The 13,735-nt window shown below is 74.4% G+C and carries 15 protein-coding genes; 11 read left to right on the top strand and 4 right to left on the bottom strand.

Features of this window, described 5'->3' with window-relative positions:
- Positions 1-38 precede the first annotated feature (38 nt).
- Positions 39-821, top strand: coding sequence for a DUF72 domain-containing protein (locus tag SNOUR_RS04130; protein WP_067343955.1), 783 nt, complete (start codon positions 39-41; stop codon positions 819-821).
- A 101-nt stretch (positions 822-922) separates the two neighbouring features.
- Here the strand turns inward: SNOUR_RS04130 and SNOUR_RS04125 are convergent, their stop codons facing one another.
- Complete coding sequence (locus tag SNOUR_RS04125) at positions 923-1,246, bottom strand: putative quinol monooxygenase (protein ID WP_067343953.1); 324 nt, start codon at positions 1,244-1,246, stop codon at positions 923-925.
- Positions 1,247-1,446: 200 nt separating this feature from the next.
- On the opposite strand from SNOUR_RS04125, the gene SNOUR_RS04120 reads away from it, so the two are divergent.
- Entirely contained in the window at positions 1,447-3,132 is a 1,686-nt protein-coding gene (locus SNOUR_RS04120; protein ID WP_067343951.1) for a CocE/NonD family hydrolase, read from the top strand.
- A 16-nt stretch (positions 3,133-3,148) separates the two neighbouring features.
- On the opposite strand, the gene SNOUR_RS04115 is transcribed toward SNOUR_RS04120, so the two are convergent.
- Genes SNOUR_RS04115 through SNOUR_RS04105 form a run of 3 tightly spaced genes read right to left on the bottom strand, consistent with a single transcriptional unit; the run spans position 3,149 to position 5,758 of the window.
- Positions 3,149-3,889 (bottom strand): FAD:protein FMN transferase, encoded by a 741-nt coding sequence (locus tag SNOUR_RS04115; RefSeq protein ID WP_067357668.1) that lies wholly within the window; start codon positions 3,887-3,889, stop codon positions 3,149-3,151.
- A gap of 37 nt (positions 3,890-3,926) precedes the next feature.
- A complete protein-coding gene (locus SNOUR_RS04110; RefSeq protein WP_067343949.1) occupies positions 3,927-4,349 on the bottom strand; it encodes an FMN-binding protein in 423 nt (140 codons plus the stop codon).
- A 47-nt stretch (positions 4,350-4,396) separates the two neighbouring features.
- Positions 4,397-5,758: a ferredoxin reductase family protein gene (locus tag SNOUR_RS04105; protein ID WP_067343947.1), complete on the bottom strand. Its 1,362-nt coding sequence runs from the start codon at positions 5,756-5,758 to the stop codon at positions 4,397-4,399.
- Between the two features lie 144 nt (positions 5,759-5,902).
- Here SNOUR_RS04105 and SNOUR_RS04100 point away from each other — a divergent pair, with 144 nt between their 5' ends.
- The 9 genes from SNOUR_RS04100 to SNOUR_RS04060 all read left to right on the top strand — a co-directional run bounded on the left by SNOUR_RS04100 (position 5,903) and on the right by SNOUR_RS04060 (position 13,613).
- Positions 5,903-6,640 (top strand): response regulator transcription factor, encoded by a 738-nt coding sequence (locus tag SNOUR_RS04100; RefSeq protein ID WP_067343945.1) that lies wholly within the window; start codon positions 5,903-5,905, stop codon positions 6,638-6,640.
- Positions 6,637-8,124 carry a sensor histidine kinase gene (locus tag SNOUR_RS04095; RefSeq protein WP_067343943.1) on the top strand — a complete coding sequence of 496 codons (1,488 nt, stop codon included), beginning with the start codon at positions 6,637-6,639 and terminating at the stop codon, positions 8,122-8,124. The genes SNOUR_RS04100 and SNOUR_RS04095 overlap by 4 nt, the downstream gene beginning before the upstream one ends.
- Before the next feature lie 317 nt (positions 8,125-8,441).
- Positions 8,442-9,326: a universal stress protein gene (locus tag SNOUR_RS04090; RefSeq protein ID WP_067343941.1), complete on the top strand. Its 885-nt coding sequence runs from the start codon at positions 8,442-8,444 to the stop codon at positions 9,324-9,326.
- A 154-nt stretch (positions 9,327-9,480) separates the two neighbouring features.
- Complete coding sequence (locus tag SNOUR_RS04085) at positions 9,481-10,140, top strand: CBS domain-containing protein (RefSeq protein WP_067343939.1); 660 nt, start codon at positions 9,481-9,483, stop codon at positions 10,138-10,140.
- Positions 10,141-10,286: 146 nt separating this feature from the next.
- On the top strand, positions 10,287-11,777 hold the full coding sequence (locus tag SNOUR_RS04080; protein WP_067343938.1) for an AAA family ATPase: 1,491 nt from the start codon (positions 10,287-10,289) through the stop codon (positions 11,775-11,777).
- A 122-nt stretch (positions 11,778-11,899) separates the two neighbouring features.
- Positions 11,900-12,370, top strand: a complete 471-nt coding sequence (locus SNOUR_RS04075) for an Hsp20/alpha crystallin family protein (protein ID WP_067343936.1) — start codon at positions 11,900-11,902, stop codon at positions 12,368-12,370.
- A 140-nt stretch (positions 12,371-12,510) separates the two neighbouring features.
- On the top strand, positions 12,511-12,738 hold the full coding sequence (locus SNOUR_RS04070) for a DUF1918 domain-containing protein (protein ID WP_067343934.1): 228 nt from the start codon (positions 12,511-12,513) through the stop codon (positions 12,736-12,738).
- 5 nt (positions 12,739-12,743) lie between these two features.
- The gene (locus SNOUR_RS04065; protein ID WP_067343933.1) at positions 12,744-13,016 is read left to right on the top strand and encodes a hypothetical protein; all 273 of its coding nucleotides are present in this window, start codon (positions 12,744-12,746) and stop codon (positions 13,014-13,016) included.
- A gap of 114 nt (positions 13,017-13,130) precedes the next feature.
- Positions 13,131-13,613 carry an Hsp20/alpha crystallin family protein gene (locus SNOUR_RS04060; RefSeq protein ID WP_067343931.1) on the top strand — a complete coding sequence of 161 codons (483 nt, stop codon included), beginning with the start codon at positions 13,131-13,133 and terminating at the stop codon, positions 13,611-13,613.
- The last annotated feature ends 122 nt before the right edge of the window (positions 13,614-13,735 follow it).

Raw genomic sequence — 13,735 nt, 5'->3', positions numbered from 1 at the left:
CCGGTACGTGTCGCGGCGGACCGGGGATGCCTCCCCGCATGACCATCCACCTCGGAACCTCCGGCTGGCAGTACCGCGACTGGCGCGGCACTCTCTACCCGCCCGACCTGCCGCAGCGCCGGTGGCTGGAGGAGTACGCCCGGCACTTCGCCACCGTCGAGAGCAACGCCGCCTTCTACCGGCTGCCCGAGGCCGGGACCTTCGCCGACTGGCGGGACCGCACGCCGGACGACTTCGTCATGGCCGTCAAGGCCAGCCGCTACCTCACCCACATCAAGCGGCTCCGCGACCCCCAGGAGCCGGTCCGCCGGCTGATGGCGCGCGCCGCCCACCTCCGCCCCCGGCTCGGCCCCGTCCTGCTGCAACTGCCGCCCACCCTGCCCGCGGACGCCGGACTGCTGGCCGACTGCCTGGACTGCTTCCCCACCGGTACCCGGGTGGCCGTCGAACCCCGCCACGACTCGTGGTGGACCGACGCGATCCGCACCGTGCTGGAACGCCGTGGCGCCGCCCTGTGCTGGGCGGACCGGGGCTCCCGGCCCGTGACACCCCTGTGGCGCACCGCGGACTGGGGGTACCTGCGCTTCCACGAAGGCCGCGCCGCCCCCTGGCCGCGCTACGGGCGGCAGGCGCTGGACACCTGGGTCCGGCGGATCGCCGACGCCTGGCCCGACCGGGCCGACGTCTACGCGTACTTCAACAACGACCCAGGCGGGGCCGCCGTCCTCGACGCCACCCGCTTCGCCCGTGCGGCCACTGCCGCCGGCCGCACGGTGACCCGCACGCCTCCTGGACCACGGCCCGCCGCCGGACGGGAGTGAGCCCCGGCCGCGCGTGGCGACGACCGTGCGCGCGGCCGTTCATGACGAAGCGGCGTGCCGCCCGGGGCGACCCGCCGCTGTGCCGTGTGGCGGCGCGGGTGTCAGTCGATGGCGAGCTCGCCCATCGCGCTCCAGCCGTCCGCGCCCGGGATCACGTGGCTCACGATGTCGGGCGTGCGGCGCAGCAGCGGGCGCATCGCCTCCAGGCCGGCCCGGAAGTGGTCGGAGTTCACATGGGCCTCGCCCGCGTCGTCCTGGAACGCCTCGACCAGGACGTAGGTGTTCGGGTCCTCGAGGCTGCGGGACCACTCGAACCAGAGGTTGCCCGGCTCCTCGCGGGTGGCGCGGGTGAACGCGTCGACCTTCTCGGGCCACTCCTCGACGTGTTCGGGTTTCACGGGAAACTTCACAACGATAAAGATCATCCGAGTACCCTAAACCATTTGTCTCATCTCTCGTATTTCGCCCTTCGAGTGCCGCCAAGTGCCCTTCTCGCAGGGCGGGTTACCAGCCGGTAATTTGGCTGATCATGATCTCGTCCGGGGTGGCCGCGCCGCCCTACGCTCCCGATCACCGCACCGGACGGGCGCCACCGTGGCGCCGCGGTCTGAAACCTGGAGAAGTGATGGCGCGACCCTGCCGTACCGCAGGCAACCCCCTCGGCCGACGACGCAGGACGGCAACGTCCCTCTGCGCCACGGTAGTTGCCGCAACCCTGGCCGTGGCCGTGCCCGGCGGCCCCGCGGTGGCCGCCGCGCCGGGCCGGCCCGCGGCCCCCGCCTCCGTGGCGTCGGCCGCCCCGGCCTTCCGCCTGGCCGACATCACCATGAAGGACGGCACCGTCCTCAAGGCCGATGTGTTCACGCCCGCGCCCGGCACTCCCGGTGCCGACCGCAACGGCCACTACCCCCTGGTCGTCCAGCCGGCCAGCTGGGGGCAGAACGACCTGGAATACGTGGCCCAGGGACGACAACTGGCCGCCGACGGCTACATCGCGGTGACGTACACGGTGCGCGGCTTCTGGGCATCCGGCGGGAAGATCGACGTCGCCGGTCCCAAGGACGTGGCCGACATCTCCAGCGTCATCGACTGGGCCCTGGCCCACACCCCGGCCGACCGGAGCCGGATCGGCATGGTGGGGCTCTCCCTGGGCGGCGGCCTGACGCTGATGGGCGCCGCCTTCGACCCGCGGGTCAAGGCGGTCGCCTCGCTCAGCGGCTGGGCCGACCTGACCGACGCGCTCTACAGCGGGCAGACCCGGCACCTCCAGGCCGCCGGACTGCTGGCCGCCATCCAGACGCCGACCGGCCGCCGCAGCCCCGAGTTCGCGCGGACCCTGGCGGACCTCTTCGCCAACCACGATCTGCCCCGCGTTGTCCAGTGGGCCGACACCCGGTCCCCGGCCACTTACGTGGACCGCATCAACGCCCACGGCACCGCCGTCTTCCTCGCCAACGCCTGGGGCGACAGCATCTTCAACCCGGGCCAGATGACCTCCTTCTACCAGCGGCTGACCGTGCCCAAGCGGCTCGAACTGCGGCCCGGGGACCACGCCACCCAGGAGCTGACCAGCCTGCTCGGCCTGCCCAACGCCACCTGGTCGAGCGCGCGGCAGTGGCTCGACCGCCACCTCAAGGGCTCGGGCGGCGCCGAGAAGGCGCGCCAGGGGGTGGAGCTGGAGGTCCGGCCCGGCGGCGGGCACGAGAGCTACCGGGACTGGCAGGCCGTCAGTTCCCGGACCGAACGGCTGCGACTGGGCCGCCCCGATTCCCACGGCACCGGGACCCTCGGCGGCCCGGCCGGTGACGGCTGGTGGCGGGAGGTGGCCGGCGGCAAGGACTCGGGTGCCGACGGCGGCGTCGCCGAGCTGTCCGGCGCCCTCGACCAGATCGTCGGCCTGCCGCCCACCGTCGTCGTCCCGCTGCTGCCGCGCAGCGCCGCCGCGGTGTGGCAGAGCGCGCCGTACGCGACGGACCAGCACCTCCGCGGCGCCGCGCGGCTGCACACGGCCGTCACCGCGTCCGCACCGCAGGGCACCGCCTTCGCCTACCTCTACGACGTGAACGCCCTGGGCGTGGGCAAGTTGATCTCGCACGCCCCGCAGAGCTGGTCCGGTCAGAAGCCGGGGCGCGCCTTCCCGCTCGACGTCGCGCTCTTCCCGACCGCGTACGACCTGCCGGCCGGGCACCGGCTCGCCCTGGTCCTGGACACCGCCGACCCGCTGTACGGCGGGAGTACCCCGCACGGCAGCAGCGTGTCGTTCGGCTCGCCGGCGGGCGGCCCCGCCGAGCTGGCGGTGCCGCTGAGGTGAGGGGCCGGCGGCGCGGTCAGGCGCCGGCGACGAGCGGTGTGCCGCAGTCGGGGAAGCCCGTGGTGTGCCAGCACCCGCCGTCCGCGGTGACCGCCAACGCCTCGTGACCGGGCAGGGATTCCAGCCAGTCGGCGGCCTTCGCACCCATCGCGAAGGCCGCCGTGGCGTAGGCGTCGGTCATGGTCAGCGAGCGGCCGACGACGGTCACGGCGGCCGGGCCGTGGGCCGTGGCGCGGGTGTGCGGGTCGAGGATGTGCGCGCCGCGTTCGGCGGTGCCGGAGGTGGCGACGGCCAGGTCGTGGCCGGTGACGACGGCGCAGAGGGCGTCCGGGCGCAGCGGATGGGCGATGCCGATGCGCCAGGGGACGCCGGGGGCCGTCCCGCCGCTGAACCGCAGGTCACCGCCTCCGTTGACGCAGACGTGGCGGGCGCCCGCGGCCCGCAGGCGCTGCGCGGCCCGCTCCACCGCCCATCCCTTGACCAGGCCCGACGGGTCGAGGACGCCGCCGGCGACCGGGCTGAACCAGCCGTCGGTGGCGTGCCGGGCGGCTTCGCACAGGTCGAGGACCTCGCGCACCTCCGCGGAGCAGTCGTCGGGGCGCACGGTGCCGCGGGCGAGGCGGCTGACGGCGCTGTCGGGGCGGTAGGGGGAGAAGACCCGGTCGACGTGGTGCAGCCAGGCGACGGCGTCGCCGAGGGCGGTCTGCAGGGCGGGGGTGGCGGGGTCGCGGACGTCGAAGGAGAACACCGTGCCCATGACGTGTTCGACGTGCCGCAGGCCGGCGCCCCGTCGTTCAGGCACCGGCCCGGTCCAGGGCGCTCTGGAGCGACTGGATGTAGCCCGCGCTCGTGTAGCTGGCACCGGACACCGCGTCGATCGCGGCGCCGTGCACGCTCAGCGCCTCCTGCGTCAGGCGGGGCACGGCATAGCCGGCGATCTCCTGGTCGCGCCCGTTGTCGGACGGTACCTGGAGCACCTTGACGGCGGTCAGCTGTCCGCCCTTGAGGGTGGCGGCGACCTGCACGGTCCCGTATCGGGTGGGTATCGGCGAGCCGGTGTACGTGCCGTCGGCGGGCCGGGTGCCGGGATGCCGGGTGCCGGTCGGCGACGGCTCCGGGGCGGCCGCGGGCAGGGCGGCCGGATGGTGCGGTTTGAGCGACAGCAGCAGGACGACCAGTGCGCTGGTCGATGCGGTGGTGAGGACGGCTCGGCGCACGCGGCGGCTCCTTGGAGTTGCGGATCGGAACGGGACGCGGGGCGGCGTCAGAAGTCGAAGGACTCGTGGTGGATGCGGTGCCGCGGTACGCCGGCGGCGCGCAGGGCGCGGCGCGCGGCTTCGGTCATGCCGGGCGGTCCGCAGACGTAGACGTCGTGCGCGGCCAGGTCGGGGACCAGCCGGCCGAGGGCGCGGGCGGTCAGCGGGCAGGGGGTTCCGGCCGGCTCGCTGACGGCGTAGTGCACCACCGCGCGGCGGGCGGTGGCGATCGCGTCGAGTTCGCCGCGCAGCGCGAGGTCCTCGGGGCGACGGGCCCGGTAGAGCAGGGTGACCTCGCCGGGGAGGGTTTCGAAGAGCGCGCGCAGCGGGGTGATGCCGACGCCGCCCGCCAGCAGCAGCACCTTCGGGGCACTGCGCCGTGCCGCGGTGAACGCCCCGTAGGGGCCCTCGGCCCAGACCCGGGTACCGGGCCGGAGCCGGGCCAGCGCCGCACTGTGGCCGCCGGCCGCCTTCACCGTGATGCGCAGTCGGTGGGGGAGTGGGGGCGCGGACAGCGAGTAGGGGGTGGCGGTCCACCACAGCCCGGGTGCCAGGAAGCGCCAACGGAAGAACTGCCCCGACTCTGCGCGCAGTTCGGTCAGCTGTCGGCCGGTGAGGTGGACGGAGAGCACGCCCGGCGCCTCCGGGTGGACCTCGACGACCCGGAGGCGGTGGCGCAGCGCCCGGCGGAGGGGGAGCAGGAAGCGGTACCAGGCGACCAGTGCCCCGACGCCGACGTACAGGGCGTACCACGCCAGCTGGACGGTGCGGTTGCCCACGAAGTCCGCGCCGTTGGAGAGCTGGTGGCCGAAGGCGAGGAACAGCGCCACGTAGGTCAGGAAGTGGAGGTAGTGCCAGGTCTCGTAGCTCAGCCGGCGGCGGGCGGCCCGTGCGGAGACGACGCCGGTGCCGACCAGCAGCAGGAAGCCGGCGGTGGCCATCAGCATGTCCGGGTAGTGGAGGACGAGGGTGGTGGTCTCCTGGACCACACCGCTGTGCACGGTGAGCGAGGCCCCCCAGACGATCAGCAGGGCGTGGGCGAGGGCCAGGCCGACGGTGTACCGCCCGCCCATCGCGTGCCAGCGGGCCAGCCGGTCGGTGCCGACGGTGTGGTCCAGCAGCGGCACCCGGGCCATCAGCGCGACGAGCACCGCGCAGGCGTACCCGGCCAGCAGCCCGGTGATCCGGCCCGCTCCGGTCAGCCACCCCGCCACACCGGTCACCGACGCGGTGTCGGCCCACCACAGGCCCAGGACACCGGCCGCGCCCGCCCAGACGAGGAGCTGGGCCAGCGCGGGGACCAAGGCGGCCGGTCGGCGCGCGAACCTGCTGGTCGGGGCGGTGTCGCGGGGTGGGGTGAGGACGCTCATGGGGCTCCGTTCCGGTGGGGGCGCCAGCGTCGCAGCGGAACTTCTGAAGAAGCTCTGAGCAGCGGCCCGGCCACCGGATTCACAGGAAACTCAGAGCCGGCCGCGGACCGGGAGCGCGGCGGGGCGAGGGATGCTGGAACCACCATGACGAACCACCGCACCACCCCTGCCCGCCTGACCAGCGACGACGGCTCACCGGTCCGGGTCCTGGTGATCGACGACGAGCCGGACCTCACCGAGGTGCTGTGCGGCGCGCTGGCGGGCGAGGGCTGGCAGGTCCGTGCCGCGCCCGACGGCGCCACCGCGCTCGCCGTGGCCCGCTCATTCCGCCCACACGCCGTCGTCCTCGACTGGATGCTGCCCGACACCGACGGCATCGAGGTGCTGCGGCTGCTGCGCCGGGAGCTGGAGACGGTCTGTGTGCTCTTTCTCACCGCCCGGGACTCCGTAGAGGACCGGATCGCCGGGATCACCGCGGGCGGGGACGACTACGTCACCAAACCCTTCAGCCTGGAAGAGGTCCTCGCGCGGGTGCGCGGGCTGCTGCGCCGGGCCGGCATGGCCAGGGAGCCGGTCGGCGACCGCCTGGTCGTCGGGGACCTCGTCATGGACGAGGAGGCCCGGGAGGTGTTCCGCGGCGGCGATCTCGTCGAGCTGTCCCGCACCGAGTTCGAGCTGCTCCGGTTCCTGATGCGCAATCCGCGGCGGGTGCTGTCCAAGGCGCAGATCCTCGACCGGGTCTGGTCCTACGACTTCGGCGGTCGGGCGCACGTCGTCGAGCTCTACATCAGCTACCTGCGCAAGAAGGTCGACGCCGGCCGGACGCCCATGATCCACACGGTGCGCGGGGTCGGCTATGTGCTCAAGCCGGACGCCGCATGAGGCCGCCGCTCCCGCGCAGCCTGCGGGGCCAGCTCACCGCCGGGCTGGTCGCGCTCCTCGCGCTGGCCTGTCTGGCGGTCGGCGTCACCACCGTCTTCGCCCTCGAAGGGTTCCTGGTGGGGCGGCTGGACCAGCAGCTGTCCGCCTCGGCCGGTCGGTTCGCCGCCAGTCTGGAGCACGAGGCGCGGCCCGACGCCGACAACCGGCCCGACACCCGCGGGCAGGCCGACGGCACCTTCGGCGCGCGGCTGCTGCACGGCACGCCGACGCAGGCCGCCGTCGTGCGGCAGGCCACCGACGCCGCCGTCCCGCTCGACGCCCGTGACCTCCGGTCGCTGGCCGGACTGCCGACCGACGGCACCGGCCACGGCGTCCGGCTGTCCGCGCTGGGCGCGTACCGGGTCAACGCGGTGCGCGGGGACGACGGCGACGTGCTGGTGACCGGGCTGCCGCTGCATCCGGTCGAGGAGACCGTGCACCGGCTGGAAGCGGTGGAAGCGGGCGTCTTCGGCGCGGCGTTGCTGGTCACGGGCGTCGTCGGGGCGCTGTGGGTGCGACTGTCCCTGCGACCGCTGCGGCGGGTGACCGCCACCGCCGCCGGAGTGGCCGAACTCCCGCTGGCCAGCGGTGAGGTGGCCATGCCGGCGCCGGTGCCGGTGGCCGACCCGCGGACCGAGGTCGGCCAGGTGGGCACCGCCTTGAACCGGATGCTCGGTCACGTCGGCAACGCCCTGGAGCGCCGCCAGGCCGGCGAGGAGCGGCTGCGCCAGTTCGCCGCCGACGCCAGTCACGAGCTGCGCACCCCGGTGGCCAACGTCCGCGGGCATGCGGAGCTCGCCCTCCGCCACCGGGGGCCGGTGCCGGGCGAGGTCCGGCACTCCCTGGAGCGCATCAACGCCGAATCGGAACGCCTGAGCCGCCTGGTCGACGACCTGCTGCTGCTCGCCCGGATCGACGCGGGCCGGGCGCTGGAGCGGACGCCGGTCGACCTGACCCGCCTGGTCCTGGACGCGACGGACGACGCACGGGCCGCGGGCCCGGATCATCGCTGGCTGCTGGACCTGCCCGAGACGGCGGTCACGGTGACCGGCGACGAGCACCGGCTGCACCAGGTCATCGGGAACCTCCTGGCCAATGCCCGGACCCACACCCCCGCCGGGACCGCCGTCACGGTGCGGCTGCGGACGACCGCCCGGACCGTGCGGCTGACGGTCGCCGACGACGGCCCGGGGATCCCGGAGGAGCTGCGGCCGGAGATCTTCGGTCGGTTCGTCCGTGCCGACCACGGCCGTTCCCGCGCCGCCGGCGGTACCGGTCTGGGCCTGGCGATCGTGCACGCCGTGGTCACCGCGCACGGGGGCACGGCCGGCCTGACCAGCCGCCCGGGGCACACGGCGTTCACGGTCAGTCTGCCGACGCGCCGTCCCGCCGGCGGGACGCAGGAGGCGCCGACCGACGGCTGGACGAGTCGTTCCGATCCGTGACCGGGCGCGCGGGTCGGCCACTTCGGCGCTCAGTGACCAGGAGCACCTGGTCAGTCGAGGATCGCGGTGGCTGCACCTCGGCCACATCGAGGACGCCCGCCGCCGCTTCGACGCCTGACGGCCGGAGCACACGCACCCGAGCCATGGGCCGGACCTCGTCCGGGCGGTTCGTCGGGTCATGGCCGGGTCCGCGGTGGCTCGGGCCGTTCGGCCCCGGCGCGGTGCCCATCGGTCCACTGGCCGTGCGCGGCCGGGACGCGCAGGCTCGATAGCGCGGGGCGAGCGCTCCGCCCACCGCACCCGTGTGAGGAACAGCCATGGAGCCGGAGATCATCACCGTCGGGCTCGACGGCTCGGCGGAGGCGCTGGCGGCGGCTCGCTGGGCCGCCGACGAGGCGCACCGGCGCGGCGCCGTGCTGCGGCTGCTGCACGCCTGGATCCTGCTGGCGGCCCAGGCCCCGGACACCGCCCCCGAGCGGGACCAGAACGTCTACGCCCGCCAGGTCGTCCGCGACGCCACGGCCGCGGTGCGGGCCCGCTATCCGGATCTGCGGATCATCGAGGACCTGGTGGGCGACGAGCCGGAGCCGGTGCTGCTGCGGGCCGCTGCCGAGTCCCGGCTGCTGGTCCTGGGGTCGCGGGCGCTCTCGACGTGGCGGAGCTTCGTCCTCGGCGACGTCAGTCTGAGCGTGGTGGCCCGGGCCGAGGGCCCGGTCGTCCTGGTGCGGGCCGACGACGGGGAGCCGCAGGAGCGTGCCCGGCCGCCGGCGGCCACCGGGCCGCGGGTCGTGGCCGGGCTCGGCCTCGGTGGGCCCGCCGAGCGGCTGCTGGCCTTCGCCTTCGACGCGGCGGCCAGCCGCGGGGCGCTGCTCCAGGTGGTGCACGGCCGCCCGTTCCCGGTGACGGTCTACAGCCCGTGGGGCGTGGACCCGGACGCGGCGCACGAGGTGACCGCGGAGGCGGAGCGCGAGCTGGCCGAGGCGCTGGACCCGTGGTGCGCACGGTTCCCCGACGTACCGGTGCAGCGGACCGTGCTGCCCGACAGCCCGGCCCGGGCCCTCGTCGAGACGGCGCCGGGGGCCGGGCTCCTGGTCGTCGGCCGCCGGCACCACCACCGGGTGCCGGCACCCCGCATCGGCCCGGTGGTGCATGCCGCCGTCCACCATGTGACCTGCCCCGTCGCGGTCGTTCCGCAGGACTAGGGCGCTTCTGACGGATCTCCGTGCCGTCGCGTCGCGGTCCGCCGTGGGCCCCGTACGCCGTTCGGGAGCGCGGCGCGGGATCATGAAGGCAGGACTCCGGCCGAAACCGGCCGGAGCCGACAGAACGACGCACATCCGGAGGTAGTGGCCCACCATGAGGCACCGCAGAGTGGCCGACCTGATGACCCCCAACGCCGTCACCGTCCAGCGGGGCACCCTGTTCCGGGAGATCGCGCGGTTGCTCGACGAGTACGACATCACCGCCGTGCCGGTCGTCGACGACGACGGTCGGCCGGTGGGGGTGGTGTCCGAAGCCGATCTGCTGCGCCGGCAGCTCTCCAAGGCCGGGGCGGCCAACGCCGAGGCGATCATGACCAGTCCGGCCGTGGTGGCACGGCCGGAGTGGAGCGTGGTCGAGGCGGCCCGCACGATGGAACAGCGCAAGGTCAAGCGGCTGCCCGTGATCGACGACGGTGGCCGGCTGATCGGGGTGATCAGCCGCAGCGACCTCGTCCAGCTGTTCCTGCGGCGCGACCGGGCGATCCAGGAGGAGATCCTGGAAGAGGTGCTGACCCGCACCCTCGGCGTCGCACCGTCCGCGGTGACCGTCGCCGTCGCCGACGGCACCGTGACGCTCACCGGCACGCTGGACCGCAAGAGCCTGATCCCGATAGCGGTCCGGCTCTGCGAGAGCGTGGACGGGGTGATCGAGGTGATCGACCGGCTCACCTTCGAGCGGGACGACGCGGCCCGGGACGGCAGCGCGCCGGACGGCGCCGCCCACCCCGGCCGGCCCGCGCCCGAACCATGGTGACGGGCGCGCCGGTCCGGTGCCCCGGACGGCCCACCGGACCGGGCGGCCTCCGGATGCCGGAGGTGTACTTGACACACAGCGACTCGTACGGAAAGTGAGGTCGGCCGCCGGTCGCCGCCGGCGGCCGTGAACGAGGGGAGCGGCCCGTGTCGCCATCGGATGCCACTGCCCTTCCGGCCCGGCCCGACCGGATCTTCGACCGCGCCGACGAGTGGACCGACCTCGTGGCGTTCGCCCAGGACCCCCGTCCCGGCCCCACCCTCGCGCTGGTCTCCGGGCAGCGCCGCCAGGGCAAGACGTTCCTCCTGGAAGCGGTGAGCCGGGCCACCGGCGGCTTCTACTTCGACGGGCAGGCGGCGGCCGAGGCGGAGTCCCTGCGGCGCTTCGCCGAACGGCTCGCCGCCCACACCGGCGCGGAGTCGGTGCCGCACTGGCACGGCTGGGACGAGGCCGCACAAGCACTGCTCGTGCTGGGCGACGAGCGACCGGCACCGGTGATCATCGACGACTTCCCCGAGCTCGTCGGGCACAGTCCCGCGCTCCCCTCGGTCCTGCACGCCGCCTTCGCCCGGGTGCACCAGGAGCGCCCGCACAACCGCACCCGGCTGATCCTCAGCGGCGCCAGCCCCGCCGTCATCCACCGGCTCTTCGCCGGCCCGTCGTCGCTGCACGGCCTGGCCTCCCTGGAACTCGCGATGCGGCCGTTCGGCTTCCGCAAGGCCGCCCGCTTCTGGGGCATCCGGGCACCCCGGCTCGCGGTGCAGGTGCACGCCGTCGTCGGCGGCACCCCCGCCTACCGGGGCGACCTGGTCTGCGACGACGCGCCGGCCGGACCGGACGACTTCGACGCCTGGGTGTGCCGGACCGTCCTCAACCCGCGGGTGCCGCTGTTCTGGGAGGCCCGCCACCTGCTGGAGCAGGAGGGCGACTACGCCGACCGCGCCCTGTGCCACTCCGTGCTGGTCGCGATCGCCGGCGGCCGTTCCACCCCCGGTGGGATCGCCGACCGCCTGGGGGCCTCGCTGCACGACGTCTCGCACGTCCTGGCCGTGATGCACAAACACGGGCTGCTGTACGGCGAACCCGACGCGTTCCGACCGAGGCTGACCCGCTACCGCATCGCCGAGCCGCTGCTGGCCTTCGAGCACGCCGTCGCCTGGCCGCACCGGGCCGCACTGGAGCAGGAGGAGGCGCCCGCCGTCTGGCGCCGGATCCGCCCGGTCTTCGACGCCACGGTCGCCGCACCGCACTTCGCCCAGCTGTGCCGGGACTGGGCCACCCAGTACGCCGTCTGGGACACCTTCGGGGGCGAGCCGACCACGGCGGTCCGCGGCACCGTCCCCGACCCGGAGGAGGGCACCCGCCTCGACGCCGAGGTGGTGGTCCGCGGCATGGCCGACGGGCGTCCGGGGGTGCTGCTGTCGGTCGGGCTGGCCCGCTGGAACGAGATCATGGACGCCCCGCACCTGGCCCGGCTGCGCCGGATCCTCGCCCTGCTCACCGCGTCCGGCGAGGACATCGGCCAGGTCGTGCCGGCCTGCTACAGCGGCGTCGGCTTCGGTCCCGAGCTGCGCGCCGCGGAGGCCAAGGGCGAGGTCCTGCTGATCGGCACCGACCGGCTCTACCACGGCGATTGACCACCGTTCCCTGACGCTCCGTCAGCAGGTCGGGGGCCGTCCGACTCGCGCCGCCGTGCCCTGGGTGGCCAGCATGGAGGGAGCAGAACCGTTCTGCTGCCCGTACGGGGAGGTGACCCGCGATGAATCTGCCCATCCGCCACCGGTCCGGCGACCTGCGGGAGCGCGGGCGGGGCTGGCCCCAGCCGATGGCCGAGTTCCAGGAGCTGTTCGACCGGATGAACCACTTCCTGGAGTCCGCCTCGTTCGCCCCGTCCCTGACCGAGCCGACGGCCTTCGCCCCGCCCGCCGACCTGCACGAGACCGACGAGGCGTACCTGGTCGAGTGCGAACTGCCCGGAATCAAACGCGAGGACATCGACGTCGAGGTCGGCGAGCACGAGGTGAGCATCTCCGGGGAGCTCACGGCGTGCGAGCGGGAAGGCGCGGTGCGCCGCCGCGGCCGCCCCACCGGGACGTTCGAGTACCGGGCGCTGCTGCCGGTGGACGTGAAGTCCGACGAGGTGACCGCTTCGCTCTCGGACGGTGTCCTCACGGTGACGATCCCGAAGGCCCAGCCCGCCACGCCGCGCCACATCGAGATCCAGGGCTGAACCGCCGGGGCGCCGCCGGGCCTTGCCACCGCCCCTCGTGCGGTCCCCGGCCGCGTACGCACACTGGAAGCAGGCGCGGCGCGCGCCCCGGCAGGGCGAGCGCGCAGAGTCACGGCAGTGCAGGGAAAGGGTGAGCGGCGATGCAGGCGCACAAGGGAGACGTACTGCGCTTCACCGGGCGCGCGGTGGGCAGCCCGGAGCACCGGGCCACGGTGGTCGAGGTGCTCGGGGCCAACGGCGAACCCCCGTACCGGGTGCGGTACGAGGACGGCCACGAGACCGAGTTCTACCCCGGCCCGGGATGCGTCACCGAGACCCCCGCCGGCGTGGCCCCGGCGCGGACCGACGCGCCCCGGCACACGGTGTAGTCCCCATGGGACGCAAAGCGGCGGCGCGCCGACACCACGCGATGCCCGCCAAGAACGGACAGCCCGACCGCATCGGCAAGCCGGGCCGCGTCGACCAGCCGGGCCGTACCGGGAAACCGAGCGGGCCCGGGAAGCCCGGCCGCACCGGGAGGCCGCAGGGCCCCGCCGTCGATCCCCCGCGGGCCGACGAGACCCCCGGCGGCCGGCTTCCGCCGCGCCAGGAGCCGAAGCAGAAGCGACCGGTCCGGACGATCCGGGTGCCCGGCCTCTTCGGCTGACCCCGCGGCCCGACCGCCGAGGTCGCCGGCCCCGACCGGGACGCGCAGCATGGAACCAGGCACGCATCAGCCGGACACAGGGCGAACACCCGTCGTTTCGCGGAGGTGACCGCGATGAACATGCCCGTGCGACACCGGACCGGCGGCTTTCTGGAGCAGATTCTGCCGCCGTTGAACTGGAGCGAGCCGATCGCCTCGGAATTCGACGACCTCTACGAGCGGATGAGCCGCCTGCTGGAGTCCGCCGGCGGCGTCTCCGCGCTCGCCGGACGGACCCAGTGGGTGCCGTTGGCGGACCTGCACGAGACCGACGACGCCTATGTCGTCGAGGCCGAACTGCCCGGTGTGCAACGCGACGCCATCGACGTCGAGATCGGCAACCGGGAACTGCGCATCACCGGTGAGCACAAGGAGTGCGGCGACGAGGGTGTGCTGCGCCGCACCACCCGCCGCACCGGCCGCTTCGAGTACCGGTCGGCGCTGCCGGTCGACATCAAGTCCGACGAGGTCACCGCGAACCTGACGGACGGGGTGCTGACGGTGACCATCCCCAAGGCGGAGGCCGCGACACCACGGCACATCGCGATCACGGACTGACCCGCACCGGCGCCCGGCCTCTCAACTCGACAACCCCGCCCGGCTGTTGAGGCCGGGCTGCGGGCCCGGCCGACCACTCTCCCCGCACGCGCCACGGAACTGTTCACTCCGCCCCCTCGGCT

It is taken from the genome of Streptomyces noursei ATCC 11455, assembly GCF_001704275.1.
GTDB classification, from domain to species: Bacteria; Actinomycetota; Actinomycetes; order Streptomycetales; family Streptomycetaceae; genus Streptomyces; species Streptomyces noursei.
Note: the sequence above shows the minus strand (reverse complement) of the source record. Positions and strands in the feature narration are given on the sequence as shown.

Bases quoted from the DNA above. Each gene is read 5' to 3' on its own strand.
- SNOUR_RS04130 (WP_067343955.1), top strand. From the start codon at position 39: ATGACCATCCACCTCGGAACCTCCGGCTGGCAGTACCGCGACTGGCGC.
- SNOUR_RS04125 (WP_067343953.1), bottom strand. From the start codon at position 1,246: ATGATCTTTATCGTTGTGAAGTTTCCCGTGAAACCCGAACACGTCGAG.
- SNOUR_RS04120 (WP_067343951.1), top strand. From the start codon at position 1,447: ATGGCGCGACCCTGCCGTACCGCAGGCAACCCCCTCGGCCGACGACGC.
- SNOUR_RS04115 (WP_067357668.1), bottom strand. From the start codon at position 3,889: ATGGGCACGGTGTTCTCCTTCGACGTCCGCGACCCCGCCACCCCCGCC.
- SNOUR_RS04105 (WP_067343947.1), bottom strand. From the start codon at position 5,758: ATGAGCGTCCTCACCCCACCCCGCGACACCGCCCCGACCAGCAGGTTC.
- SNOUR_RS04100 (WP_067343945.1), top strand. From the start codon at position 5,903: ATGACGAACCACCGCACCACCCCTGCCCGCCTGACCAGCGACGACGGC.
- SNOUR_RS04095 (WP_067343943.1), top strand. From the start codon at position 6,637: ATGAGGCCGCCGCTCCCGCGCAGCCTGCGGGGCCAGCTCACCGCCGGG.
- SNOUR_RS04090 (WP_067343941.1), top strand. From the start codon at position 8,442: ATGGAGCCGGAGATCATCACCGTCGGGCTCGACGGCTCGGCGGAGGCG.
- SNOUR_RS04085 (WP_067343939.1), top strand. From the start codon at position 9,481: ATGAGGCACCGCAGAGTGGCCGACCTGATGACCCCCAACGCCGTCACC.
- SNOUR_RS04075 (WP_067343936.1), top strand. From the start codon at position 11,900: ATGAATCTGCCCATCCGCCACCGGTCCGGCGACCTGCGGGAGCGCGGG.
- SNOUR_RS04070 (WP_067343934.1), top strand. From the start codon at position 12,511: ATGCAGGCGCACAAGGGAGACGTACTGCGCTTCACCGGGCGCGCGGTG.
- SNOUR_RS04065 (WP_067343933.1), top strand. From the start codon at position 12,744: ATGGGACGCAAAGCGGCGGCGCGCCGACACCACGCGATGCCCGCCAAG.
- SNOUR_RS04060 (WP_067343931.1), top strand. From the start codon at position 13,131: ATGAACATGCCCGTGCGACACCGGACCGGCGGCTTTCTGGAGCAGATT.